We start from the raw sequence: 25,999 nt of genomic DNA on the forward strand, positions 1-25,999 counted from the left end.
GTGTAAGGGTGTAAGGGTTTAAGGAAGACTTTACCCCAATCCCCAGTCCCCAGTCCCCAATCCCCAATCCCCAATCCCAAAACCTTAATTTTTTCTTTTAAAAATCTAATCTATGGCCATTGCTTGATATTTATTAACAAAACCTATGGTTAGCCTCTGTCTATTGGTATATATTTCGTGGTAAATATATCTTTTTATACAAATAGAAGTTTTGCAGACCATGCCCCAGGTAGTTCTAGTTCATCCCCAAATTCCGCCCAATACAGGTAATATCGCCCGCACTTGTGCCGCTACAGCTACAGAGTTACATCTCGTCGGGCCTTTGGGATTTGAAATTAGCGATCGCTACCTCAAACGTGCCGGCTTAGACTATTGGCCTTACGTCAAACTGCACTATCACAAATCCATAGAAGCCTTTAAAACAGTCCACCAACAACGCCAAGGCAGATTATTGGGTTTCTCCGTTGGTGGCAGTTCCAACTATATTAAATATCAATATCAAGACGATGATTGGTTACTCTTCGGGAGTGAAACCACAGGATTAACACCAGAAGTTTTGTCAACTTGCGATGCTACCTTACATATACCAATGGCTCAACCAGGTGTCCGCAGCTTGAATTTGTCTGTGAGTGTGGCGATTGGTTTATTTGAAGTCCGTCGGCAGTTGGGTTACTTACTGTAGTTTGGTTGCGTAACTTTTATCAGTAATTCTGCTGACATAAAACCCAGCAGATTCTTGCCAAATGGACAATTTGAATTCATTAATATCCAGTAGCCAGATTTTATTTTTGTATTCTTCGTTACTAATTTTTTTGGTGGCAAGGGTAACAATACTGAAAATAGCACAAAAACTGGGTTAATTATGATAAGAAATTTGTATATCAAATTCCATCAAATTGCGAATTGGAATGATAGATTTTGATGAATTCAAATGATGGGAGTGCAGGGAACTAAAAACTGAAAACCCTTTCTGAGCAAAGAACTGGAACAATATTGCCTCAAAAATATTATTGTCTAGCAAAAAAGCAGACGATAGTTTGTACGGTTGTTTTTTAGGGAATAATCAACGTAAAGTCTCGTGTTGAGAAGACGGATCTGGTAGAAAACCCTTGAAGATATCTACAGCAGGGGGCATAGCTTTTCCAGAAGTCTTAGTAAGAATTGCTTACAACGACTTTTTTCTGAGAGAATATCATGTATTTTCCAGCTAAACCGTCAACAGTAACAGGAAACTAGGACAAATCTGGAAGTAGCACACTGTGTGAGGGGGTGAGGAGTCGAACGGACAAGTCAGCATAGCAACTTTTTAAGTTTTGCTAACAGGTGTGAACTTGTCTAAATCAGAGAAGCAGGTTAATCTTGCGTAAGTATCTCTGGTAAGAAGTGATCTTGATCTATCGTCTGATGTGATCTAGATCGTTGACTAGTTCCAACTGAAAAATCTAGGTCAGTTAAGCGCTATTGATCATAGGAGGTCGTCTTTGAAACGAGCATTGAAAAAAAGAGTGAAGGCTGTGTTGAACAATACCCCTAGCAGCGATGATGCCCCAGTGGAGCAACTAAACGTGGCTAACAATGATGCTAATCGCCGCGCCCGTAGACAAGCAGCCATGATTGGTTTAGCCCTGTCAATGGGAGCAACCAGCCTTTTGGTGACTCGGCAAAGCGATCAAGCCCAAGCAGCAGCACCTGTAGGTAGTCAAAAAGCGGCCTCAACGGTTTCTGCTGCATCTGATAAAGAAGTGAAATTTGCTCCCACCAAGCTAGGGACTCCCGTAGTCTTATCAGCAAGTGTGCCAGAGAATCCTGTCATCGTTGAACCAACAGCAGTTTCACAGTTGCCTGGGCTTGAAGCTAAATGGCAAGTTTTGGCCAGTGGAATGTCTGTCCCAACTTCAACATCAGAAAATCCTTCCCAAAACGTTACAACTAACAAAACTTCCATAGAAGACCAGCAAGAGCAATTAACAGCACCACAGCCAGTGCAATTGACCCCAGAACAGCTGGCTCAAGCTAACAGTGCGAATGCTGAACAAACTGCATTTATCAAAACCCAACCACAAACAGAAGCAACAGAGAGTGCAGATGAAAGTGGTGAAATTAATGCCCAATTAAAGGCACAGCAAGAATTTGCACTAACTCGCCTACAAGAAAAATCGAACCGTTTAAGAAAAAGTCTGGCGGAGTTGCGGTCTGAGGAGTCAAAAGATTTATCAAAAACTACCTTTGAGTTGAAGCAGCCAACAACCATAGCGAATCAGCTGCCTCCCCTCAACACCCAAGGCACAGTAATTGAACAGTCGCCCACACTCACTGATGGTAGTCCAGATAATCTGGCCACAAGTGTAAAACAACCACAAGCCATTACTATTCCCGTGCAGCAACCAGCAACAACTGCACCAATAGTGACACCAAAAATCACAGCACCATCGTCACAAGGGACTTACGAAGTTAAACCAGGGGATACCCTAGCGGCGATCGCCAACCGATACAATACTTCCATTGCAGAATTAGTCAAAGCTAATGGCATTAGCAATCCCAATCAGCTACAAATTAGCCAAAAATTGGTGATTCCTACCGCTCCAGTTAACAGCCGTGCCATCCCACAAAACCCAACAAACGCGCAATACAACATCAACTCTCCCATAGCTAGTTTCCCCGTTAAACCCACTAGCATCAACTCCCAACCGTTCACTTCACAAACACCTGTTCTAGCTGATAACAGCAGCGTAGATAACAGCAGTGTGACTGTCCCAACCACAGCACCAGCCGCACCGCAAAACTTATCACCTGATGTTGTTGAGCCAGAAGCAACTACCAACGAACCAGACGCTCAAGGTGTAGGTGGTGATACCCCAATTCCCAGAGCTTTTGTTGAAATCCAAAAGCCCAGAAAGTCGTCTGATAGAGTAGCTAGAGCTAAAAACGAGAGACTCCGCAACCTACAGGCAGAAATTCAGCGACTACAACGCAAATACCGTACTCAGCAAGCGGGGAACAACACCACACCAGAAAGAGAAGATGCAGCTATACCCATTCCTGTATCAGCTCCTAATGGTGTAGCCACCTCTAGACCCGTTTCTAACCAAGGAAGCGTTTCTATCCCCATTACTGTCCCCACTCCCATCACACCTGGTTTTGCTAATGAACCAGTGAAGCCAGAATTCCGAGCAACTCGTCCTTTAACCGATGAGTCAGTTAACCCAGAATTCTTGCCTAACAGTGGAGCTAGTCAACTTGCACCATCTCGTAACACCAACCGGACAAGGATAGCAACCCCCCCAGATGGTTTGAATGCGAATGATTCTTTGGGTAGAATGCGCGGAACAACCGTTTCTCCTTCTGTCAACAAGCTACCGCCATTAGCAGCTGTAGACCAGTATTTACCTCGTTCCATCGACGAAAACACACCCCCACCCTCAAATTCTTCTGTAGCCTACATTTGGCCAGCAAAAGGTGTACTCACCTCTGGTTATGGTTGGCGTTGGGGAAGAATGCACAGAGGTATTGATATTGCCAATGCTGTAGGTACACCAGTGTTTTCATCTTCTGACGGTGTTGTTGAGAAAGCCGGCTGGAATAAAGGTGGCTACGGCAATCTTGTAGATATTCGCCATGCTGATGGCAGTTTAACTCGCTACGCCCACAATAGTGCCATTTTGGTACAAGTAGGTCAACAAGTACGCCAAGGTCAGCAAATCGCCAGATTAGGTAGCACTGGCTTCAGCACCGGGCCACACCTGCACTTTGAAATTCATCCCACAGGTAAAGGTGCAGTTAACCCCATAGCAATGCTACCTGCAAACCGCATATAGCAAAGGCTGTTTTCTATTGGATTACCATCTTATTTTTCAGGGGGAGTTAGTTTAGCTCCCTCTTTTTTCGTTGGGCAGGGAGTAGGAGGCAGGGGGCAGGGGGCAGGGTGCAGGGTGAGAAAGGATTTCCCACTGGCTACTCACTACTCACTACTCATCACTCAGCACTCAGCACTCATCACTCACTACCCACCACTCTCTCTGCTATTCTCAGTTTGGCAGAACGCGATCGCGGATTTTCTGCAATTTCTGCCTCCGTGGCAATAATCGGCTTTTTCGTCAAAACTTTTAATAGGGGTGAATTGCGTAACCCGTGTTTAACTAAACGGTCTTCTAAGCTGTGGAAACTAATAATGGCAATTCTTCCACCAAGGACAAGGGCTTGGGGTGCTTTCTCTAAAAAAGTTTCTAGGGATTTTAACTCATCATTGACTACTATCCGCAAAGCTTGAAACACGCGGGTAGCCGGATGGATTCTACCATAGCGGTATTTAGGCGGGACACAAAATGCGATCGCCTCTGCTAATTCTGTAGTGGTGTGGAATGGTCTTTTTTCAACAATGCGCTTGGCAATACGCCTTGATAATCTTTCCTCACCATATTTAAAGAAAATATCCGCTAATTCTTTTTCATCCCATTCATTAATTACATCAGCTGCTGTCAAAGATTGCCTTTGATCCATTCGCATATCTAAACTAGCGGTGTGACGAAAACTAAAACCGCGTTCTGGCGTATCTAAGTGATAGGAACTTACACCCAAATCCGCCAAAATTCCCGCAAAACTAGCCCCAGAAAATTGATAATTAGCAAAATTGCTCTGCACAAACTTCACCCGTTCCCCAAACTCTGCTAACTCCTTTTTTGCTGCATTTAAAGCATCTTCATCTTGGTCAAGGGCTGTTAACTGTATATCTGATGCAGTCGCTAAAATTAACCGACTATGACCACCGCCACCCACCGTGGCATCAAGGTAATTTCCTCCTGCACGTAACCCTAAACCTGTAATTACTGCTTGCGGTAACACTGGTAGATGGGAAAACGTCGGTTCTGCAATAGCGGGTAAATCAGTAAAATCAGAAGTCATTAGATTGAAGACAAAAAATAGATAATTACAACAGAATGGAGTTATCAGAATTGACTATTTATTTTTGATACTTAGCTATTGAGTTTAGGTTTGATTGTCGGAATGATTAGTATTTAAAATCAGCGCAATTAGTGTACATATAAATCTACTGCATAACGAGCGATCGCACGAATAATCATCATTTAGCATTGGAATAATAGATACAAAACATCTACAATCATCTATTTATTATCCACTGAACCCAAAATTCAGAATATATAGAAGTAGTTTTCTGGTAAATTCAAATTGAGTAGCCAAATAAATTCTTCACTATCAAAAGTGATTAATTATTAGTCAACAATCAACCATTACTCCACCTTCCCCCACTGCCTCAACTCCTCATCCCCAGGGAGATGAAGAAATCCCGTGGCTTAATTTATTGGATATCAAGCTTTCCTATAATAATTGAAGAAGTGAAACAAAATGCAACATCAACAAAACGTCCTCATCTGCCCCCATCTCTCCAACATACTCCCGTATGGGTAATAAATGCCGGGTTTGCCCCAAAAATATTGCCTCTACGAACATGAGCTTGGCAGACACGAAAACTCTTGTCTGGATGGCACTCAGCGATTCAATTCACTTTTTTCTAATGGGAGAACACGGAATTTATGGCGAGAATAGAAACCCGCACTGAACCAATGGTGCTGAACATGGGGCCACACCATCCCTCTATGCACGGGGTTTTGCGGTTAATTGTCACTTTAGATGGTGAAGATGTCGTTGACTGTGAACCGGTGATTGGCTACCTACACCGAGGTATGGAAAAAATTGCCGAAAACCGTACCACCGTTATGTATGTCCCCTACGTGAGTCGTTGGGACTACGCAGCTGGGATGTTCAACGAAGCTGTCACCGTCAACGCACCAGAAAAATTAGCAGGTGTGGCTGTACCGAAACGCGCCAGCTACATCCGCGTCATCATGTTGGAATTAAATCGCATTGCTAACCACCTCTTGTGGTTCGGCCCATTCCTGGCGGACGTAGGCGCACAAACTCCCTTCTTCTATCAATTCCGCGAACGGGAGATGATCTATGATCTATGGGAAGCTGCCACAGGCTACCGCATGGTTAACAATAACTACTTCCGCGTCGGTGGTGTAGCGGCTGATTTACCCTACGGCTGGGTAGATAAGTGCATGGAATTCTGCGACTATTTTTTACCTGTCGTTGATGAATACGAAAAATTAGTCACCAATAACCCTATTTTCCGCCGTCGTGTTGAAGGTATCGGCACTATTACCCGCGAAGAAGCGATTAACTGGGGATTATCTGGCCCCATGTTACGGGCTTCTGGCGTGAAGTGGGATTTGCGGAAAGTTGACCACTACGAATGCTACGACGACTTTGATTGGGACGTGCAGTGGGAAACCGCCGGTGATTGCTTGGCGCGTTACATGGTGCGGATGCGCGAAATGCGTGAATCTATAAAAATTATCAAGCAAGCCCTCAAAGGACTCCCCGGAGGCCCTTACGAAAATCTAGAAGCCAAACGGTTAGCAGCCGGTAAAAAATCTGAGTGGGATGCTTTTGACTACCAATACATCGGGAAGAAAGTTTCTCCTACCTTCAAAATGCCCAAAGGGGAAATTTACGCCCGTGTAGAAAGTGGTAAAGGCGAACTAGGGATTTATCTAGTGGGCGATGACAACGTCTTCCCCTGGCGATGGAAAATCCGTCCAGCAGATTTCAACAACCTCCAGATTTTGCCTCATCTGTTGCGCGGGATGAAGGTTGCTGATGTCGTCGTGATTCTCGGTAGCATCGATGTGATCATGGGGTCTGTTGACAGATAGTTAGCTTTTCTCCATTGCTGTATAAGATTTGAGAACCCCGATTTTTTTAGAAAATCGGGGTTCTCAATTTTAATAATTCTCAACAAGAATTATTAATTTTTAATTAATTATCAGTAGATTTATAGAAAAGTTATATAAATTGGGATTGCAGAGCATACTTTATATAAAGTTTTATTTAGTATTGATTATTTAATTCTAGCAATATTAAATTTACCTATTTAAGTAAGTTTATATTTGAGCGATAGAATCGAATGAATTACTATATAAAACTAACCAAACTAACTGAATCTTATAAATTCGAGAGTTGTGGCAATTCATTCTCACGCAGAATTTGATCCTAGCTCAAATACATCTACAGAAGAGGGCTTACAAAAGGTTCTCAATCGTCTTGTCAACAAGATGCAAAGAGACGCATTAATTCGGCAAACGACAACCCAATTAAGAGAACACCTGCAAGTAGATCGCGTGGTTTTATACTACTTTTACTGGCAATGGCATGGACAGGTGACATTTGAAGCCGTAAGCTCAGAGCGATTTTCTATATTGGGTTCAACAGGGCCAGATGAGTGTTTTAACGAGCAGTATGCAGCGTTGTATTTAGCTGGTAGAATTAAAGCGATCGCTGATATTGAAACCGAACTAATCACCCCTTGTCACCGAGATTTTCTCCGCAATTTACAAGTTAGGGCTAATCTAATAGCACCAATTTTGACCAATAGAAGATTATGGGGATTACTAGTAGCCCATCACTGTCAAGGAACTCATATTTGGTCACAATCAGACATAGAAATCATCCAAGTAGCAGCACAAACTTTAGCCACATCCCCCTATATATTAGGTGAAAGGGAATAGGGAACAGGGAACAGTGAACAGTGAACAAGTGAGGGATAACTGATAATCCCCAATCCCCAGTCCCCAGTCCTAAACCCCCATTCCTCTATGAATTTTAATTCTGCACTATATCAAGCTATAGCTCATCACATTCATCATAGTCCCAAACGACGCATTACCTTTGCTGAATATATGGATATGGTGCTATATCATCCCGAATATGGCTATTATTCCAGTAATGCGGTCAACATTGGGTTTAAAGGCGGGGACTTTTTCACCTCAACGAATCTTGGCACAGACTTTGGTGAATTATTAGCCGAACAATTTCTACAAATGTGGGAAATTTTGGGGCAACCTCACCCTTTTACCTTATTAGAAATGGGTGCAGGTAAAGGATTATTAGCTTTGCATATCCTCAATTGCATTCAGCAGCATCACCCAAACTTTTTTTCTGTGTTGCAATATGGGATTTTAGAGAAATCCCCAGGTTTAAAACAAGAACAGCAACAACACCTACATGAATTTCCCGTGTATTGGTATGACTGGGAAGAGATAGCACCAAACTCAATTATTGGCTGTATTTTCTCCAATGAATTAGTAGATGCTTTTCCAGTGCATCAGTTTATTTTAGAGGCGGGTGAACTGCGAGAAATTTACGTCACACTTCAAACACCAGTGAATGCCTCCGTGTCTTCCACCCCGTCCTTTACAGAAGTCACAGGTGAACCATCCACACCCCAATTAGCAGCATATTTTGATTTAGTTGGGATTGATTTACAAAGAGGTGGTTACGAAGATGGCTATCGTAGTGAAATTAATTTAGCGGCTTTAGACTGGTTGAGTATAGTAGCTGACCGCTTGCAACGGGGCTATGTGCTAACAATTGATTATGGCTACCCTGCCAACCGTTACTATAACCCCAGGCGATCGCAAGGAACACTCCAGTGTTACTATCAACATCGTCATCACAATAACCCTTATATTAATATCGGACAGCAAGACATCACAGCCCATGTTGACTTTACAGCATTAGAACAATGGGGAAAGTCCTGTGGTCTAGAGAAAGTTGGCTTCACCCAACAAGGTTTATTTTTAATGGCTTTAGGGTTAGGAAACCGCATTGCAGACCTTTCCTATCAGAAAATAGACCTATCTCAACTACTCAAAAGACGAGAAACACTCCACCAACTAATTGATCCCATAGGACTAGGTGGTTTTGGAGTTTTAATTCAAAGCAAGGGAATATCCCCACAAGAATGTACTCAACCACTAAAAGGCTTAATTGTGCCACAATAAAAGGGAACAGGGAAAAAAAGAGAAACTACCACAGCAAACTTCCAACTAAACATTTAAACTTTTCTCCCCCACACCCCTGAAAAGTTAAAACTCTCTTTAAGAATGCTGTATTAGTAAGATATGGACTAGCATAACAGTGATTGCTATGAAGCAAAGTCAACAATCGGAGTGATAATTATGACTGCTCATGACCTGTTAATGTTAGTAACACTACTGAGTCCTGGTATCTTGCTATCAGTCCTCATTATGGCGAGTTTTGCCGCAGGTGGCTAACTGCTAAATCCGTAATTCGGGAGTAGAAAAGCTGATGAATACTCAACGCACTTTTTTCTTTGGGCATTTGCCAACACTCAAATTATCACTCAATGCTATGTAATTTGAGATGGGAATCAAGATTGCTACTCCCTGACTACTGAAAACCAAACTATGACAACGCGATGTCTAAACAAAGGACTCGCTAATGCTTTACTCAAGGAAAACAAACAATGAAGGTGGCATTTCTGGGAACTGGACTAATGGGACAACCAATGGCCCAAAGATTGTTAGCAGCAAATATAGAAGTAATTGCTTACAACCGTACCCCAGAAAAACTAGCACCCCTACAAGCAGCAGGTGCGGAAATTGTCAACCATCCCCGCTATGCGATTCGGGAAGCGGAATGTGTCATTCTCATGTTGACTAACGCCGCCGCAATTTATCATGTTTTGTTGTCAGATACTTCATGGCGGACGTTAGCTGGACGCACTATCATCCAAATGGGAACTATTACCCCAACACAAAGCCAAGAAATTCGAGATTCTGTAGTTGGCGGTGGGGGAGAATATATGGAAGCACCCGTATTGGGAAGCATCCCCGAAGCTCAAACAGGAACGCTAACGGTGATGGTAGGCGCGCAACTACAACAATATGAAAGACACTTAGATTTACTCAAGCATTTTGGCCCTGATCCGGTGTTAGTGGGGCCAGTGGGAACAGCTTCGGGATTGAAACTAGCCTTAAATCAACTTATCGGCTCATTAACTACCAGCTTTGCTCTGAGTTTAGCTTTTGTGCAGCGTCAACGGATTGATGTAGAAAAGTTTATGGAAGTTTTGCGTAGCAGCGCGCTGTATGCACCTACCTTTGATAAAAAACTACAGCGTATGTTAGACGGTAATTACAGCAATCCCAACTTTCCCACAAAGCACTTACTCAAAGATACAGATTTATTTATCTCCGAAGCTCAATCTTTAGGCTTGGATCTCAGCAGTATTGAAAATGTGCAGAAAATTCTCCAAACAGCCATGAAAATGTCATTTGCTGAAGATGATTATTCAGCCCTATTTTCCGTAATTAGAGATTGGGGAGAAGTTAGCGGAGGTTAGGGGATTGGGGATTGGGGACTGGGATTGGGGACAAGGTAGAAGTAATGAGTAATGAGTAATGAGTAATGAATGCTGAGTAATAACTAATAACTAATGACTAATGACTAATGACTATTGACTACCTACAACAAAGGCAACAAAATTTCAAATTCTGTTCCTTTACCTAGTTGGGAGCGAAAATTTAGATGTCCTCCATGTCTAGCAGTGATGATTCTATAACTTACAGCTAAACTCGTTTCTTTATCGGCTCTCTTTTCTATCGAGAAATTTTCCCGCATTTGTTTTTGTAATTCATCAGGAATTCCTGGGCCATTATCAGTAATAGAAATTTCTACCCACCGTGCATCAGGTGCATTGGGTGTACTTGCGGGTTTAGAAATCACCTGTGTGGAAATGACAATTTCTGCTTGTTTAAGATTATGTTGACTATCTGGTTGTAATTGTTGTCTGACTGCTTCATCTAGCAGACCATCTACAGATTGACTTAATATATTCATTAATACTTGGTTAAATTGCCCTAGATAGCAAGGAACTGGTGGTAATTTACCGTAGTTTTTGACAATGCGAATCTCACCTTTCAAACGGCTTTTAATTAAAATTACAATACTATCTATACAGGCGTGTAAATCTACTGGCTTAGGATAAATTGCATCGATGTGACAAAAATTCTGTAAACTGGTGACAAGTTTTTTGAGTCTTTCTGCACCACTGCGCGCACTAGTTAAAGCTTTAGATAAATCTTGCTCTAAATAATCAAATTCTATTTCTTCTTTGATGGCATCGATGGTATGACAACAATTAGAGCAGTTATTTTCGTAGGCAGCTATTAATTTTAATAAGTCTTGGGTGTAGTTGGATATATGAGTGAGATTACCCCAAATAAAACCTACAGGATCTAAAATCTCGTGGGCAACTCCATCTACTAATCTGCCAAGACTAGCCATTTTATCATTTTGAATCATTTGGGCTTGAGAGCGTTCATAACGCACTTGAGTTTCAATCCCGCGAATTTGCCAAGCTGCAATATTTAGTTCCTGGATATCTAAGAGTTTGTAGGTATTTTCTGCTGTCTGTACTACTATCGGTTCTGCTAAAAATTCTGGCGATCGCTTGAGAGTATGGTACATTGCCGTTAAAATTGGCGTTGTCTCAGGTAACTGTAAAATCGTTCTCCGTACGTAACTATAGATCACCTCTAACGGTTCTTTCGCTAGTAAGTCTTCACCGTGGGGACGAACTAAGAACTCTACTAACCGTCGTCGGGAAATCATTCCATAAAATTTACCGTGTTCTAATAAAATTACACCTGGGAGTAAGGGATATTTATCAAAATATTTTGCTACTTCTTTACCAGTACAGCTGACTGATACCTCAAAAGTGTACATTGGTAGTTCTTGCAGCCTTGATTCTATACTCAAATCGCGATCGCTACCTACAGATAAAATTGGCGGCGATATTTGGTAACAAAACTCTTGTGACACAGTAAACTCTCATCTTGAGCCAAATTTGCCAATAATCAGCTAATATTTTATTCCCTATCTCTCCTACTGGGACTAATACAAGGAAGTTAAAAAAACAACCTGATCTATCAGCTTTTTAGCTATTTTAGCCATTGGTCTGATTTCCACCGAACCGTACTATTCTCTAAACTTTAACATCAATACTCAAAAATTTAGGTATTTTTACTTAAAAAAATACTTGCTCCGCAGAATTTTGCAAATTGGTATTGCAGATTGAGACTTTTTATAGTAGAAAGTCAACCAACCCTAAAATCTAATTTTTGGAGCATAGCCAAAACTATGAATAACTATGAATATGAGTAAAATCAAGCGATCCCCAAATGTTGAAAAATATAAATTATCAAGCAAATTGCCCAGAAATCAGTATCATTAAGCGATGATATGAGTAAGTATCATAGCCACAAACCTGTAAATTTAAAGATTATTGCTTTTGCTCTTGAATTTTTGAGTTTTACTCAATGCTATGTTAGTTCAACACTACATACAAAAAATAGGAACTATTACGGTTATACAACAATCATCAGACTCATCATCAGTATATGTTCCACCATCAAAAATCTATCAATAATTTATTGATAGCTATGAAGACTACCACTCAAATTTCTAACATCTATCAATTAACTGTTTTGAATGATGTTGTATCTAATTCAAATGTGTTTGAACCTGATTCAGATAGAATGACTAAGCATAACCTCAAAACATCAAACCGCTTTTGACTGCGACACCCATGAATCAATTGAACAATGGTTTCACTATATTTTTGAGTTTGCTAGTCGAGGCGATGCCTTTTTTGCTTCTAGGGGTTTTATTCTCCAGTTTGCTGCTATTTTTCGTAGATGAGCGCAAATTAGTCGAGAAAATGCCCCAAAACCCGCTACTAGGTGCTTTAGTTGGTAGTATGGTTGGCTTTTTGTTTCCAGTGTGTGAATGTGGCAATGTGCCTGTTGCTAGGCGGTTGCTAATGCAAGGAGTACCAACACCTGTAGCAGTTGGTTTTTTACTAGCAGCACCAACAATCAACCCGATTGTCATTTGGGCGACATGGACAGCATTTCGTGATCAGCCAGAAATTGTAGTTTTGCGAGTGGTCTTTTCATTATTAATTGCGACAATTATTGGCTATGTGTTTAGTTTTCAAACCGACTTGCAACCCATAGTACAACCAGCGATCGCCCGTTACTTAAAATTTAATCCCCCTCCCAATCCAGAACAAAAACGCCGAGGTAAATCAACAACAGGAAAACCAGCCATCAACACACCTAATATTTTGCGTTCTGGGACTTATATTTTAGGTGGTAGATCTGGGATGACGACAAGATTAGATGCTAACCAACTCCCCACCAGTGAACCCAACCTCAACACAGGTAAAAGCAAAGCAGACAAATTACGTTTAGTGCTAGATAACAGCATTCAAGAATTGCGGGAATTAGGTGGTGTCATGGTTTTAGGAAGTGCGATCGCGGCCGCGATTCAAGTGTTAGCCCCCCGCGATTTAATCCTCAACCTTGGCGCAGGCCCCATTACCTCCATTTTGGTCATGCTAGTGTTAGCCGCCGTCGTTTCCATTTGTTCCACAGTCGATTCCTTTTTCGCCCTATCCTTCGCCTCTGCCTTCAGCAGTGGTTCATTACTAGCCTTTTTGGTCTTCGGCCCCATGATTGACATCAAAAGCGTAGGTTTGATGTTATCCATGTTCAAACCCAAAACCATCTTTTACCTATTTGCCCTAGCAGGACAACTGACGTTTTTATTTACCCTGTTCATTAACTTGCACGTAATCTAGTTAGGGGTTTAGGGGTGTGAGGGTGAGAGGGACAAGGAAAACAAGGGAGACAAGGGAGACAGGGGGAGAAAAATCAAAGTAACTTATTTGCCTAATGACTATTGACTAATGACTAAATCTCAACCCCAAAATAAATTTCTGCCCTGGCTGGATGTATTAGCAATTGCATCTTGGGGGGTATTAATGCTGAGGTATTGGGTAACTGGCAAGCTCAATTTGTTAATTCATCCCAATTTCTTTGGTTTAGTAGTTGTATGTGGTGTCGCCTTGATTGTCATCGCTTTCTTGAAAGCAAAAGAACTATGGCGGCGGCGAAGACGGGAGGTTACACCCAATCTTCAGCACGTTAACTTCTTCGCGCCTGGATGGGGTAGTAGTTTGCTAATTATCTCAGCAATCTCAGGAATAATCATCACACCCCAAGTATTCGCCAGCGATAAAGCACTACAAAGAGGTGTAACAGAGTTAACTAATTCTCGTGTACAACCCCAAGCCTTTCGGGCTTCCACTCGTCCAGAAGAGCGATCGCTGGTAGACTGGGTACGCACACTCAGCGTTTACCCTGAGCCAGACGGATACACAGGTCAAAAAGTGAAAGTGCAAGGGTTTGTCATACACCCACCAGACATGGGTAAAGAATACATATTTCTCGCCAGATTTGTTCTCACCTGCTGCGCCGCAGATGCCTATCCCGTTGGCTTACCCGTAAAACTCACAGAAGGTCAAGAAAGATACACCCCTGACACTTGGCTAGAAATAGAAGGAAAAATGGTGACAGAAACCATAAGTGGTAAACGCCAACTCACCATCGCCGCCAGTTCCTTGAAAAAAATTCCCCAGCCACCCAATCCGTATAGTTATTAGGGACTGGGGATTAGGGACTGGGGACAAGGTAGGAGATGAGAAAAACTGTTCCCTGTTCTCTAATGACTAATGACTAATGACTAATAACTATTGACTAATGACTACCAAATCTTTCCTCCAACCATTAGATCGAATAGCGATCGCTTTAATGCTGTTGCTCAGTTTGTTGATTGGGCTGCTCATTTTGCAAGGTGATGTCGTAGCAGCGCGGGTGCGGGATTTTTCTTGGCAAAATCAGCAAATTGGGGCAGAAGATATTTCTTTTACCCTCACTTTTAGCCGTCCTATGAATGCTAAAAGTGTCGAGGATAATTTAAAAATTGACCCACCCCTAGCGGGTAAAATCAGTTGGGCTGGGCGACGGATGGTTTATACACTGTTAACACCTGCACCCTACGGCACAAACTATAAAGTTGAGTTACAAGGAGCTAAAGATAAATTTGCGCCGCCAGAAGATAAGAAGCGGGTAATACAGCCTTTCTTGGGTCAGTTTACCACGCGCGATCGCGTAATTCTCTACATAGGAGCTGACCAAGAAGATAAAGGCCGTTTAATTCTTTACAACTTAACTCAAGAACAAAAAACAGTCCTCACCCCCAAAGAGTTAGTCGTGATGGACTTTAAAGCCTATCCAGAGGGGGAAAAAATCCTGTTTTCAGCCCGTGCTAGCAATAATCAAGACTTACTATCAGCGAAAATATATACTGTCACCACAGGAGTTTCTGCCAAAGTTGGTGCATCACCGACCACAGCAGGTTTAATCGAGCTAGTTTTAGACAATAAAGACTATCAAAATCTCAAATTCGACTTATCACCAGACGGACAAACAATAGTCGTACAAAGAGGAAATAGAAACAATCCCAGCGACTTTGGATTGTGGTTTATGCCAGCGAACATTCCACCAGGCGAAAAACTTCAACCCCAACGTTTACAAAGTCAACCAGGAGGAGATTTCCTAATTACTCCTGACAGTAAAGCCGTAGCCATTGCCCAAGGACAAGGGGCTGCAATTTTGCCTCTGCAACAAGATGCCAGCAAACCCTTAGATTTTCTGCCACAGTTTGGTTTAGTACAATCCTTTTCTAAGGATGGCTCTCAAGCAGCTATGGTCAAATTTAATACTGACTTTACGAAAGAATTATTTTTAGTCACCAATCAAGGTACACAGAAACCCCTAGTCAAGACTACAGGCTCAATTCTCAGTTGCCAGTTTGATCCTGCTTCACCTACCCTCTACTGCCTATTAACACAACTCGTCTCTCAGGCACAATATATAGAACAGCCTTACTTAGTAGCAATTGATCTAAAAAACCAGCAGCAGAAACCACTATTAGTCTTACCAGTGGAACAAAGAAACGTGCAGATGAGTTTATCACCTGATGGTTTAGCCTTGCTATTTGACCAAGTAGTTCCCGAAACCAATACTAGTAAACCATCTGCAAACAATTTGAAGACTGATGAAGGTGAAGCGATCGCCACTAGTAGTCTATGGTTAATGCCCCTACTGCCCATTTCTGATGCAGCTATCAGCACCATTAAACCAGAAAAGCTTCCTCTAATTGGTTTCCATCCCCGTTGGTTGCCATAGTTACTGGGCAGAAGGCAAAAGGCAAAAGGCAAGAATTTTGACTTTTGTAGGGGCAAACCTTTGCTATGCAACACTACCGCTAAATCGTAGAGGATTTTGAATTGATTTCTTCCCAGTCCCCAATCCCCAACCCCCATTTTTAAATTTTTGACTTTTCCTATTGACTATCCCAAAGGTGTTTTTGATAAATTATATACAGATATAGTGTTTCTCCAGCGTGTGAATTTCAACTAGGGAGCTGCTACCACATAACTTTTGACTAAAGCCAAGTCCGCTTGAACCAAAATATTTCAGTATCTGTACAGCAACTCATACATCTGTAGCATTTAAACTCAAAATCCCCCCAATATCTCAGGTTGACGGGGGGTCAGTTTTTAATGTTATAACGACATCAGTTATAGATGCAAAATGGGGAACACTAATCAATAATGACTACTTAAGCTAGGGAAAACTATAGCTTGGCTGTAAACTTATTCCCTAGACGGTTGATCAGCAATGCTGAACATTGATTAAGTGGGTGGTTCAAGAGTGATGAATGAAGCCGACACCTCAAATAACAGGAATGTGATGGAATCTCCTAATTCTTCTGCTAATTCTCTACAACCAGAACAAACTATCTGTCCTTTTTATTCAGTCGTACCTGCTGACAATGTAAGCGTTGCTAAATTGCCACTCCTCAACCCCGCATCAGATGAGCCGCACCATCACACAACTGCTGATGTTCCCCAAGATAATCATGTACAGTCAGATTGGGTTGTAGAACCTGATAGTGAACAGCAAACACAGATTGCAGAAGAATTTCAAAAACTCTTGGCACTAAATACAGAATTGCGTACTGCCAATAATGAGTTATATCAGCAAGTAGAACATCTTAAAGATGAATTGGTAGAGTCAGAAAAGGCTCTACAGTGGCAAAAAAGACGCTCTAGCGTTACAGAATCTATGCTCAATCAGCAAGCACAAGAACTTGCTGCGGCTCAAGAACAAATTCAATCATTATTCCAACAGCTAGAAACTACAGCCCAAACAGCACAGCGTCAAGAAATCTTAATTGAAAGTTACAAAGCCCAATTACAAATCAGTCAACAACGCATTGCCCAGTTAGAAAGGGAATGCACTTTATTACAAACAAACTATAGCGAACAATCTCAACAAGTATTGCAGTCAGAAAACGCCTGTCGGGAGTTGCGGACTAGGTTAATGCGACAACAACGTCAAACATTACAATTTAAAGCCGCACTGGAAAAATGTCTAGAAACATCTATTCCCAGTTATGATTCTTCTGATACTGCTACCGATAAGCCCCCAAGTTCAGTCCCCCACAAATCGCGGTTTGCCAAAAAAGCCAGGTCTTTGTTTCCTAATGCACAGCCGATTAAACCTTGGTCAGCAGAACCAGAATCACCAACAGAAAATACTGATCAGGTAACAAGTGAACCTTCATTACCACCTCCATTTACCAGTAGTTACGCTGTTCCCAACCCTTCGCCGATTTGGAACTGGCCGCCTAAAGAACAAACTCCCTCACCACCACAGCCAGAACCATCAATGGGAACTGGGGAAAGTGAACCTGTAACTCAACCAGAAGAAGTGATATCTGTAACACCATCGCCAGAACTAGATGAGCAAATAGATAGCCTGATTCAAATGTTTTTTGCGTCTCAGTCTGGAAGTGGAACTACACCTACACAACCACCAGTAACAGAACTTCATTCTGATCATCAAGCTGAAGAAAATCCAGTTTGGGAAACTTGGGCGACAAATGTTGAAGACGATACAGCACCAGAAACGACACCAGACAACCCAGCAATCAAATTTACAGAAATCATACCTCCAGTAAATAACTCTGCTACATTGTCATTTAATCTATCGTCTACAGATAAACCTACTCCAACACCAGAAAATCTTCACAGTGAACCCTATCCACAACATGAAAATTTCGGTTTAGGTGATTTACCTCCAGAATTAGGGGGAGAAGTTGTTGATCAAGATTCTCAATCACCTTCGCCAGTAGTTTATCCCCAGCGTCCACCAAAAGGACGTAAATCTTTAGCATCGGTGGAATTACCGAAGTTTAAGCAATGAACAGGTGTATAGGGGTATAGGAGGGGTATAGGGAAAAACAAGTATGAATTTTCCCTTACACTCTTATACCGAATTAGGATAGGTAGAATTGTTTTGAGATTCTGGAACAGTCTAGGAATCTAGGCTTTTAATCCAAAATCCAAAATCCAAAATCCAAAATCCGTATTACACTCCTTCCGAACGAAGAGTTTCGTTCCCTAAGTTAGCATTAGCAAACTGCTGGGGCGATCGCGGTCTACCTGTGGTGATAGCGTAGTTAATACTTAGTAACCACAGCCATATTCCTGGATAACGGGGTTCTAGTTTGGGTTGAACCCAGATGAGAAAACTGGGAAACCAAGCACTTAGTACAGCACTTACTAAGGCGTGACGACCAAAATTGACGTAATTTCCTAACCATCTGAGTAAATCTTTCCAGCCAGCCATTTCCCAAATCCACCAAATTAAAGCAGGGTTGATACGTGCTGCTTTCAATGCTAGGCGGTTAAAAGTTAACCAAGTACAACGATCCTTAATAAAGTTGTCGGCTACTTCCAGGGGTTCATCAGCTAATAACCCAAAGAATGTATTTAACATGGCATTGATGCGTTGGGGTGGGAGGAATTTTCCGGTAGGAACCATCATCCCTTTAGAAAATAGCCAAGTGACAGACACATTACTTTGGTAAGCGCGGATTAAGTTCAAATGGCGTTGACTCATCAAATCATGCTTGAGTGCAACATTTAATAAAGTGGTGAGACGTTCTAAATTACGTACCAGCGAACCGAAACCCGTGAATACCAAGGGTGATTGTAAAGACGCGGCATCACCAATTGCAATTAATCGATCAAAGGCCACTTGGCGATCGCGACTATTTACACTAAAATGCCCTGGTATGTAGCCAAAGGTTGGCTTTTTCCACACCAACTGCTCTAAATCACATCGGCGATACTCCGGCAAAATCGTAAAGAAATCCTCATACATCTCTAGCAAAGAACCGGGGTTTTCTGGATTAACTTCGTGGTAATGAAATAGATAAATTGTCAGTTCTTCACCCGCACCAGGAAACAATTCCCAAATTAATTGTCTACCCCGTGAAATATCGCCGTGGCTGTACAATACATCACCATACTGTGAATCCCACACACCAGGGGCAAATCCCTTGTCAATCACTGCTCCCACCGTCGGACAGACACTATCAAAAGCGCGTCCACCGTTTAATTGCCAAGCAATGGGGGAAGCCGTTCCCATTGCATCCACCAAAAGCCTACCACTCACTTGCTTTTGTGTTTGAGTGGGTAAATGCTGGAGTGTGACTACAACTTGTGATTGATCAATATTGGCTTGCAAAAACTCTGTTTCATCCCAAATTTCGCCACCTGCGGCTGTTAACTTTTGTCCACATAACCGCAATAATTTATCGGAGTCTAAAGATATATTTAGCACCGTTGGCGTATGTAAAATAGGCGATCGCAATTTAGGTGGATTATTGCCGTCAAAAAACTTATTAAATCCGTCCTTATATTCTCTGACAATAATCGTTTCCAATTCAGCTGGCGTAAATAAACCCAAGTTCACCAAACTTTGAAGTTCATCACGGGAAATATTCCATTCCCGATTCATCCGTCCAAACGCCAGACGTTCCACCAGCAGCACTTTGTAACCCAATTGTGCCATCACTGCTGCATGAATTACCCCCAGCGCACCGCCGATATAAATCAAGTCGTATTGGTGATTGGGGATTAGGGATTGGGGATTGGGTGTTTTTCCTGCCCCATCTTCTCGTACAAACAGCACCTGACGAGGCTTTTGAGGATGCCGCACTCCCTCACGCCATCTTTGTTCCCACCAATAGGCGCGCTTGAGGTCATATTCCCCATTGGGCATTTTTTGGAAATATTTCACCGTTAGGGGATAGTAAGGGGCTAAAGCCTCAAAAATCGATTGCTGTGATAAATCAATTGCTGGTGGTTCGGGGTAGCAATGGGGAAAACGCTGTCTGACGGCTTTTGTTAACTGTTGCAGAAAATCTTGTTCTTGGGGAAGGGGTGTATCTGCCCATCGGAAGACCTTAAGGTAAGTAGTTCTTTGGACAGACCAAACAAATACAGAGATTTCTTTCGGTAAATTTTCGGAAAAATTAGTACCACCTGTTGTATATTTACTAGATAATTTCAGGCGGAATCCATCTGGAGTCAGTATTTTTTCCCAATTTCCTGGGTCAAACTCTGATTGCAGCCAACTACGTACAGTTGCCGTGTCCGAAATCGGAACTTCGAGATAAAGGATTTCTTTCATGTTTTTCTGACATCTGTGATTAATCTACTTATCCAGGCAGATATGCGAAAGGCATCAAGTACGCTAAACTCCGCCCTATTGGTTTCAATAAAGATTCAGTAAAGAATTTTTAATAATTTGTCAAAACTTTTTTCCATTTCCTAAGTTTAATAAACCCACGCCATGAATTATCCCATTCCAGACAGTCCTCAAGAAATTTTTGCGTTAAAACAACAGCCGATAGATGAAGAATTAGTCGCCTCAGCGATCGCAGGAGTCATTAAAATCGTCCGTTCCCAAGGACAATCTTTAGAAGAGTTGACAGCCCAATTGCTAGCTGATGACCCAGTGTTAGACCAGCAGCAACGTCGTTGGCTGAGTAAGTTAGTTAGTCAAGCTTGGGAGAGTTTTAGTTAAGGAGGCAGGGGAGCAGGGGACAGGGGGCAGGGAGCAGGGGAGAAAAATCCCCTAACTCAGCACTCAGCACTCAGCACTCATCACTCAGCACCGACTAAACGCCGCGCCACCGCTAACAGCACTCATCACTCAGCACTCCTCCCAGCGATCGCTTTTCACCCTTACACCCTCACACCCCTAAACCCTAAACCTTGAGATGCTTGAAAATGCAGTAACAAACCATATTCCAAGCCCTCCACAACTGCTTGATAGGAAGCTGCCAAAATATTTGTCGAAACGCCAATAGTCGTCCAACGTTGAGAACCGTTACCCGATTCCACTAGCACACGAGTTTTAGATGCTGTCCCCCGATGTCCGTTGAGAATCCGCACTTTGTAATCTGTCAATTCAAAATTGGCGATTTGCGGGTAGAAATTCCTTAAAGCTTTGCGTAAAGCTGCATCTAACGCCGCTACAGGGCCATTACCTTCGGCAGCTTCTAATTTATCTTCACCATTAACAGCTAATTTCACTGTAGCTAGAGCATTATTAGATTCTTTCCCCTCCACTAAATCACAGTGGACTTGAAAACCTTTCACCTCAAAAAATTTCTGGCGATCGCCTAAAGCCTCATACATCAACAGTGCAAAACTAGCCTCAGCCGCCTCAAATTGATAACCTTCACTTTCTAACTCTTTGAGACGCTGGAGAATTTGCTTAGTTTCGGGGGATTGCTTGTCAATTTCAATACCAAAACTCCTGGCTTTAGCTAACACATTACTAACCCCAGACTGTTCCGAAATCACAATCCGGCGACGATTGCCCACCTGTTCTGGCTGAATATGTTCATAAGTCAGGGGATTTCTCTCCACCGCCGACACATGAATACCACCCTTGTGGGCAAAAGCCGAACGTCCCACAAAAGGCGCGTGTTCATCAGGGGCTAAATTCACCACTTCACTCACAAAGCGACTAGCTTCTGCTAGTTGAATCAGCTGGTGTTCAGCGATACAACTGTAGCCCAGCTTTAATTGTAAATTAGGAATCAGTGAACATAAGTTAGCATTGCCACACCGTTCACCATAACCGTTAATTGTGCCTTGTACCATAGTTGCCCCCGCCATCACAGCTGCTAGGGCATTGGCTACCGCCATATCTGAATCATTATGAGTATGTATCCCGATTTGGGGAATTGGGCATTGGTAATTGGGCATTGATAATGAGGAATCATCTTTTTTCCCATTCCCCATTCCCCATTCCCCATTCCCCATTCCCCATTCCCCAGTCGCCTGTACCACATCCTGCACAATCTGACTCACTTCATGGGGTAAAGTCCCGCCATTGGTATCACACAGAACTAGCCACTCTGCCCCAGCCATCATTGCGGCTTTGAGAGTTTGTAAAGCGTAGTCTTGATTCTGCTTATAACCATCAAACCAGTGTTCCGCATCGTAAATTACTCGCCGTCCTTGAGTGCGAAAAAACGCGATCGTATCGCGAATCATCGCTAAATTTTCTTCCAAAGTCGTTTTTAGACCTGATGTGACGTGTAAATCCCAGGATTTGCCGAAAATTGTTACCCAGCGAGTCCCCGCAGTCAGTATGGCCTGTAGCATTGGTTCCTCGGACGCTGTGGTGTGCGGGCGACGAGTTGAACAAAATGCCACAATTTCTGATTGTTTAAGCGGATTCTCTTGTAACTGCCAGAAAAATTGAACATCTTTAGGGTTAGCCCCAGGCCACCCACCTTCTATAAAAGGAATCCCTAATTGATCTAGTCTGTAAGCAATGCGTAGCTTGTCTTCTATGGAAACTGATAACCCTTCGCGCTGAGTGCCATCCCGTAGTGTGGTGTCATAAAGCCAAATTTGGGGTAAGGGATTTGTGGTCATAAGAATCAAACTGTTGATACAACTTTACAAGCAATGTGTCAAGATACAACAAAAAGTCTATTTGGTAATTAGAATATGCCTAAGTTACTGGCTCAAGGTCAAACAATTGAGTGTCATAGCGGAGCTAATTTACGCAAAGTTCTACTAGAAAATGGTATTGACCTCTACAATGGCGGTGCTAGGCTAATAAACTGTCGAGGAATTGGTAGTTGCGGAACTTGTGCGGTTAAAGTAGAGGGTGAGGTGTCAGCAGCGAATTGGCGTGATCAAACGCGGAGATCGCTTCCTCCCCATTCTCCTACAAAAAACCTGCGTTTAGCTTGTCAGACTCAAGTGCTAGGCGACGTAAAAGTAACAAAATTTGACGGATTTTGGGGTCAAGGTTCTCAAGTCGTATGGCAACCAGAAGGTTAGGTTAAAAAGGAGAAAATCAAGATGGGTAGATGGACACCACTAGTTTTAATGGCTGGAGGCTTGGCAATTTTAATGGGAACATTGCTAGGAATTAATTTTCCGATGCGTGAGCCTCAAACAGTCAGTAACAACGCCCCTGGAGATAAAGCATCCAAAGTTCTCCCAGCCAACATTAATGTTAATAGCTCTGCACCCAGCAGGAATAGAGGCAATGCTACTACGCCCGAAAACAGAAGTAATGTAGCTCAACAAGAAGATTTCAATGCTGGTGATAACTCTAGCGATAATACTAGTGATAGTTCTAGTGAAGAAAGAGGTAACGTTTCTCAAGAAGATCGCCGTTCCACTAGCCGGACAAACGTAGCTCAGAGTAACGCTAACGAGTCACCATCATCCTCTGACAATAACGATACTTCCAATAACAACAGTTCTGAAAATACTACTGATAATAGTTCAGACACAACTACAGAAGTGCAATCTACTACTACTTCATCTCCCAGTAATCAAGACCGAGAACCCATTCGCGCTTTGTGGTAATTGGGTATGGGACATTGTTCAGTGATCAGTGATCACTGATTTTGCTCCTGTGCTGCTCTGTTTATTTCCTGGTGTTACTAGTTGTTAGTTACAATTTATTGGTCATTAGTTGTTGACTAATGACCCTTCGGGTATTCCTCCAGGGAAAGCTAGTTCTTCATAGGGGAAATCCCTAAGACTGTACTAGCCCACTGATGACTAATGACTAATGACTACTAACTAATGACTGGTGAGATTGTAATTATTGGTGGCGGCGTTATTGGTTTAGCGATCGCCGTTGAATTGAAGTGGCGCGGGGCAAATGTCACCGTGCTTTGTCGTGATTTCCAAGCTGCTGCTTCCCACGCCGCCGCCGGAATGTTAGCCCCAGATGCAGAAAGAATTACCGATGGGGCGATGAAGTCCTTGTGCTGGCGATCGCGCTCATTATATCCAGACTGGACACAAAAATTAGAGAATTTAACGGGCTTAAAGACTGGTTACTGGGCTTGTGGAATTTTAGCCCCAGTTTATGAGCCGCAGGGGGATATCAAAGACAAGGGAGAATCGCCTGCCTATTGGTTAGATAAAACTGCTATCCATCACTATCAGTCAGGATTAGGCTCAGATGTCGTTGGCGGTTGGTGGTATCCAGAAGATGCCCAAGTTGATAATCGGGCTTTAGTTCATGTGTTGTGGACTGCGGCTGAGTCTTTGGGTGTAGAACTCAAGGATGGTGTGACAGTCGAAGCTTTCTTACAACAACAAGGTCAGGTTATAGGTGTTCAAACTAATATGGGCATCATTCGGGCTGACCATTATGTTTTGGCGACGGGGGCTTGGTCTAATCAATTACTGCCTATACCCGTATTCCCCCGCAAAGGGCAAATGTTGAGTGTCAGAGTTCCCGACTCTCTGCCAGAACTGCCTTTAAAGCGGGTGTTATTTGGAGACAATATCTACATCGTACCCAGGCGCGATCGTTCCATTATTATTGGGGCAACTAGTGAAGATGTGGGCTTTACTCCCCATAATACCCCTGATGGGATGCAAGCTTTACTGCAAGGCGCGATGCGTTTATACCCAGAATTACAGCATTATCCCATACAAGAATTTTGGTGGGGATTTCGCCCCGGAACTCCCGATGAACTGCCCATCTTAGGCACTAGCCACTGTGCGAATCTCACCTTGGCTACAGGTCATTACCGCAACGGTATCTTACTTACACCCATCACCGCCCAACTCATCGCTGATTTAGTTTGGGAACAAAAATCAGACCCTCTCCTCTCCCATTTCCACTATTCTCGCTTTCAAAAACAGCCATCTACCCCCATGCTCATTTCCCAATCCCCAGTCTCCAATCCCCAATCCCCAGTCCCCAGCGATGCACTGAGCTTGTCGAAGTGTCCCCAATCCCCCCTCACAATCGCCGGTAAAACCTTCCACTCCCGCCTGATGACCGGTACAGGTAAGTATCGCAGCATTGAGGAAATGCAGCAAAGTGTTGAGGCTAGTGGTTGCCAAATTGTCACTGTGGCAGTAAGAAGAGTACAGACAAAAGCACCAGGACATGAAGGTTTAGCGGAAGCTTTAGATTGGTCAAAAATTTGGATGTTACCCAATACAGCAGGTTGTCAAACTGCCGAAGAAGCAATTCGCGTGGCGCGTTTAGGGCGAGAAATGGCAAAACTATTGGGACAGGAAGATAATAATTTTATTAAGTTAGAAGTGATTCCAGACCAGAAATATTTACTCCCTGATCCGATTGGGACATTACAAGCTGCCGAACAACTGGTAAAAGAAGGTTTTGCCGTGTTGCCTTATATTAATGCTGACCCGATGTTAGCTAAACGATTGGAGGAAGTAGGCTGTGCAACTGTTATGCCCTTAGCTTCCCCCATCGGTTCAGGACAGGGTTTAAAAACCACTGCAAATATCCAAATCATTATTGAGAATGCCAATATACCTGTAGTTGTGGATGCGGGGATTGGCGCACCTTCAGAAGCCTCCCAAGCAATGGAATTAGGCGCAGATGCGTTATTAATTAATAGTGCGATCGCTTTAGCTCAAAATCCTATAGCAATGGCGCGCGCCATGAATTTAGCCACACAAGCCGGTCGTTTAGCCTATTTAGCCGGACGAATGCCCATCAAATCCTACGCCAGTGCTAGTTCTCCCCTGACTGGTACGATTGTTAGTTAGTTAATCTTCCAGGCATAGCCTTTTGACGGGAGTTAGTAGCCATCATGAACTGCGTACACAAGAAAACATGAAAAAGTCTTTCCCTTACACCCCTATACCCTTATACCCCTATACCCCTTTTTCAAGTCAGAATGAAAGGAAATACCAACCTGACAGTAACTTATACTAAAAACCATTGGGGGCATCTATCAGGATGGGCAAATTCAGATCACCGAGATCCCACAGGATATCAGCCCTATTGATGTCAATGGGTTAGGT

At 42.8% G+C, this 25,999-nt stretch carries 18 protein-coding genes; 14 read left to right on the forward strand and 4 right to left on the reverse strand.

Annotated elements, in window-relative coordinates; genetic code table 11:
* The first annotated feature begins 220 nt into the window (after positions 1–220).
* Together ACQFX9_RS01045 and ACQFX9_RS01050 are read left to right on the forward strand one after the other, a co-directional pair.
* A complete protein-coding gene (locus tag ACQFX9_RS01045; RefSeq protein ID WP_427160316.1) occupies positions 221–682 on the forward strand; it encodes a tRNA (cytidine(34)-2'-O)-methyltransferase in 462 nt (153 codons plus the stop codon).
* A gap of 799 nt (positions 683–1,481) precedes the next feature.
* Positions 1,482–3,815, forward strand: coding sequence for a peptidoglycan DD-metalloendopeptidase family protein (locus ACQFX9_RS01050; protein ID WP_427160317.1), 2,334 nt, complete (start codon positions 1,482–1,484; stop codon positions 3,813–3,815).
* Positions 3,816–3,993: 178 nt separating this feature from the next.
* Here the strand turns inward: ACQFX9_RS01050 and rsmH are convergent, their stop codons facing one another.
* Complete coding sequence (gene rsmH, locus ACQFX9_RS01055; protein WP_427160318.1) at positions 3,994–4,899, reverse strand: 16S rRNA (cytosine(1402)-N(4))-methyltransferase RsmH; 906 nt, start codon at positions 4,897–4,899, stop codon at positions 3,994–3,996.
* A gap of 650 nt (positions 4,900–5,549) precedes the next feature.
* On the opposite strand from rsmH, the gene ACQFX9_RS01060 reads away from it, so the two are divergent.
* The 4 genes from ACQFX9_RS01060 to ACQFX9_RS01075 all read left to right on the forward strand — a co-directional run bounded on the left by ACQFX9_RS01060 (position 5,550) and on the right by ACQFX9_RS01075 (position 10,225).
* A complete protein-coding gene (locus ACQFX9_RS01060) occupies positions 5,550–6,734 on the forward strand; it encodes an NAD(P)H-quinone oxidoreductase subunit H (RefSeq protein ID WP_427160319.1) in 1,185 nt (394 codons plus the stop codon).
* Positions 6,735–7,040: 306 nt separating this feature from the next.
* Positions 7,041–7,586, forward strand: coding sequence for a GAF domain-containing protein (locus ACQFX9_RS01065; protein ID WP_427160320.1), 546 nt, complete (start codon positions 7,041–7,043; stop codon positions 7,584–7,586).
* A gap of 87 nt (positions 7,587–7,673) precedes the next feature.
* A complete protein-coding gene (locus ACQFX9_RS01070; protein WP_427160321.1) occupies positions 7,674–8,861 on the forward strand; it encodes a class I SAM-dependent methyltransferase in 1,188 nt (395 codons plus the stop codon).
* A gap of 485 nt (positions 8,862–9,346) precedes the next feature.
* Positions 9,347–10,225 (forward strand): NAD(P)-dependent oxidoreductase, encoded by an 879-nt coding sequence (locus ACQFX9_RS01075; protein ID WP_427160322.1) that lies wholly within the window; start codon positions 9,347–9,349, stop codon positions 10,223–10,225.
* A gap of 122 nt (positions 10,226–10,347) precedes the next feature.
* On the opposite strand, the gene ACQFX9_RS01080 is transcribed toward ACQFX9_RS01075, so the two are convergent.
* Positions 10,348–11,706 carry a sensor histidine kinase gene (locus ACQFX9_RS01080; protein ID WP_427160323.1) on the reverse strand — a complete coding sequence of 453 codons (1,359 nt, stop codon included), beginning with the start codon at positions 11,704–11,706 and terminating at the stop codon, positions 10,348–10,350.
* Positions 11,707–12,472: 766 nt separating this feature from the next.
* Between ACQFX9_RS01080 and ACQFX9_RS01085 the strand changes: the two genes are divergently transcribed.
* The 4 genes from ACQFX9_RS01085 to ACQFX9_RS01100 all read left to right on the forward strand — a co-directional run bounded on the left by ACQFX9_RS01085 (position 12,473) and on the right by ACQFX9_RS01100 (position 18,065).
* Entirely contained in the window at positions 12,473–13,528 is a 1,056-nt protein-coding gene (locus ACQFX9_RS01085) for a permease (protein ID WP_427160324.1), read from the forward strand.
* A gap of 108 nt (positions 13,529–13,636) precedes the next feature.
* Positions 13,637–14,392 carry a TIGR03943 family putative permease subunit gene (locus ACQFX9_RS01090; protein WP_427160325.1) on the forward strand — a complete coding sequence of 252 codons (756 nt, stop codon included), beginning with the start codon at positions 13,637–13,639 and terminating at the stop codon, positions 14,390–14,392.
* A gap of 97 nt (positions 14,393–14,489) precedes the next feature.
* Positions 14,490–15,980 carry an Ig-like domain-containing protein gene (locus ACQFX9_RS01095; protein ID WP_427160326.1) on the forward strand — a complete coding sequence of 497 codons (1,491 nt, stop codon included), beginning with the start codon at positions 14,490–14,492 and terminating at the stop codon, positions 15,978–15,980.
* 531 nt (positions 15,981–16,511) lie between these two features.
* The gene (locus tag ACQFX9_RS01100; protein ID WP_427160327.1) at positions 16,512–18,065 is read left to right on the forward strand and encodes a hypothetical protein; all 1,554 of its coding nucleotides are present in this window, start codon (positions 16,512–16,514) and stop codon (positions 18,063–18,065) included.
* A gap of 165 nt (positions 18,066–18,230) precedes the next feature.
* On the opposite strand, the gene ACQFX9_RS01105 is transcribed toward ACQFX9_RS01100, so the two are convergent.
* Complete coding sequence (locus tag ACQFX9_RS01105; protein WP_427160328.1) at positions 18,231–20,342, reverse strand: flavin-dependent dehydrogenase; 2,112 nt, start codon at positions 20,340–20,342, stop codon at positions 18,231–18,233.
* A gap of 162 nt (positions 20,343–20,504) precedes the next feature.
* Here ACQFX9_RS01105 and ACQFX9_RS01110 point away from each other — a divergent pair, with 162 nt between their 5' ends.
* Positions 20,505–20,738 (forward strand): hypothetical protein, encoded by a 234-nt coding sequence (locus ACQFX9_RS01110; RefSeq protein ID WP_427160329.1) that lies wholly within the window; start codon positions 20,505–20,507, stop codon positions 20,736–20,738.
* Positions 20,739–20,899: 161 nt separating this feature from the next.
* On the opposite strand, the gene cimA is transcribed toward ACQFX9_RS01110, so the two are convergent.
* Positions 20,900–22,609 carry a citramalate synthase gene (gene cimA, locus ACQFX9_RS01115; RefSeq protein ID WP_427160330.1) on the reverse strand — a complete coding sequence of 570 codons (1,710 nt, stop codon included), beginning with the start codon at positions 22,607–22,609 and terminating at the stop codon, positions 20,900–20,902.
* Positions 22,610–22,684: 75 nt separating this feature from the next.
* Here cimA and ACQFX9_RS01120 point away from each other — a divergent pair, with 75 nt between their 5' ends.
* From ACQFX9_RS01120 to thiO, 3 genes are all read left to right on the forward strand, one after another.
* Positions 22,685–23,023 carry a 2Fe-2S iron-sulfur cluster-binding protein gene (locus tag ACQFX9_RS01120; protein WP_427160331.1) on the forward strand — a complete coding sequence of 113 codons (339 nt, stop codon included), beginning with the start codon at positions 22,685–22,687 and terminating at the stop codon, positions 23,021–23,023.
* Positions 23,024–23,044: 21 nt separating this feature from the next.
* Positions 23,045–23,560, forward strand: coding sequence for a hypothetical protein (locus tag ACQFX9_RS01125; RefSeq protein ID WP_427160332.1), 516 nt, complete (start codon positions 23,045–23,047; stop codon positions 23,558–23,560).
* A gap of 222 nt (positions 23,561–23,782) precedes the next feature.
* Positions 23,783–25,741, forward strand: coding sequence for a glycine oxidase ThiO (gene thiO / locus ACQFX9_RS01130; RefSeq protein ID WP_427160333.1), 1,959 nt, complete (start codon positions 23,783–23,785; stop codon positions 25,739–25,741).
* The last annotated feature ends 258 nt before the right edge of the window (positions 25,742–25,999 follow it).

The organism is Aliinostoc sp. HNIBRCY26, assembly GCF_050235535.1.
Taxonomy (GTDB): domain Bacteria; phylum Cyanobacteriota; class Cyanobacteriia; order Cyanobacteriales; family Nostocaceae; genus Trichormus.

Excerpts from the sequence above, each read along its gene's own strand:
- ACQFX9_RS01095 (WP_427160326.1), top strand. The coding sequence starts at position 14,490 with ATGACTACCAAATCTTTCCTCCAACCATTAGATCGAATAGCGATCGCT.
- ACQFX9_RS01085 (WP_427160324.1), top strand. The coding sequence starts at position 12,473 with ATGAATCAATTGAACAATGGTTTCACTATATTTTTGAGTTTGCTAGTC.
- ACQFX9_RS01090 (WP_427160325.1), top strand. The coding sequence starts at position 13,637 with ATGACTAAATCTCAACCCCAAAATAAATTTCTGCCCTGGCTGGATGTA.
- ACQFX9_RS01105 (WP_427160328.1), bottom strand. The coding sequence starts at position 20,342 with ATGAAAGAAATCCTTTATCTCGAAGTTCCGATTTCGGACACGGCAACT.
- ACQFX9_RS01070 (WP_427160321.1), top strand. The coding sequence starts at position 7,674 with ATGAATTTTAATTCTGCACTATATCAAGCTATAGCTCATCACATTCAT.
- ACQFX9_RS01060 (WP_427160319.1), top strand. The coding sequence starts at position 5,550 with ATGGCGAGAATAGAAACCCGCACTGAACCAATGGTGCTGAACATGGGG.
- cimA (WP_427160330.1), bottom strand. The coding sequence starts at position 22,609 with ATGACCACAAATCCCTTACCCCAAATTTGGCTTTATGACACCACACTA.
- thiO (WP_427160333.1), top strand. The coding sequence starts at position 23,783 with ATGACTGGTGAGATTGTAATTATTGGTGGCGGCGTTATTGGTTTAGCG.
- ACQFX9_RS01045 (WP_427160316.1), top strand. The coding sequence starts at position 221 with ATGCCCCAGGTAGTTCTAGTTCATCCCCAAATTCCGCCCAATACAGGT.
- ACQFX9_RS01120 (WP_427160331.1), top strand. The coding sequence starts at position 22,685 with ATGCCTAAGTTACTGGCTCAAGGTCAAACAATTGAGTGTCATAGCGGA.
- ACQFX9_RS01110 (WP_427160329.1), top strand. The coding sequence starts at position 20,505 with ATGAATTATCCCATTCCAGACAGTCCTCAAGAAATTTTTGCGTTAAAA.
- rsmH (WP_427160318.1), bottom strand. The coding sequence starts at position 4,899 with ATGACTTCTGATTTTACTGATTTACCCGCTATTGCAGAACCGACGTTT.
- ACQFX9_RS01100 (WP_427160327.1), top strand. The coding sequence starts at position 16,512 with ATGAATGAAGCCGACACCTCAAATAACAGGAATGTGATGGAATCTCCT.
- ACQFX9_RS01125 (WP_427160332.1), top strand. The coding sequence starts at position 23,045 with ATGGGTAGATGGACACCACTAGTTTTAATGGCTGGAGGCTTGGCAATT.
- ACQFX9_RS01075 (WP_427160322.1), top strand. The coding sequence starts at position 9,347 with ATGAAGGTGGCATTTCTGGGAACTGGACTAATGGGACAACCAATGGCC.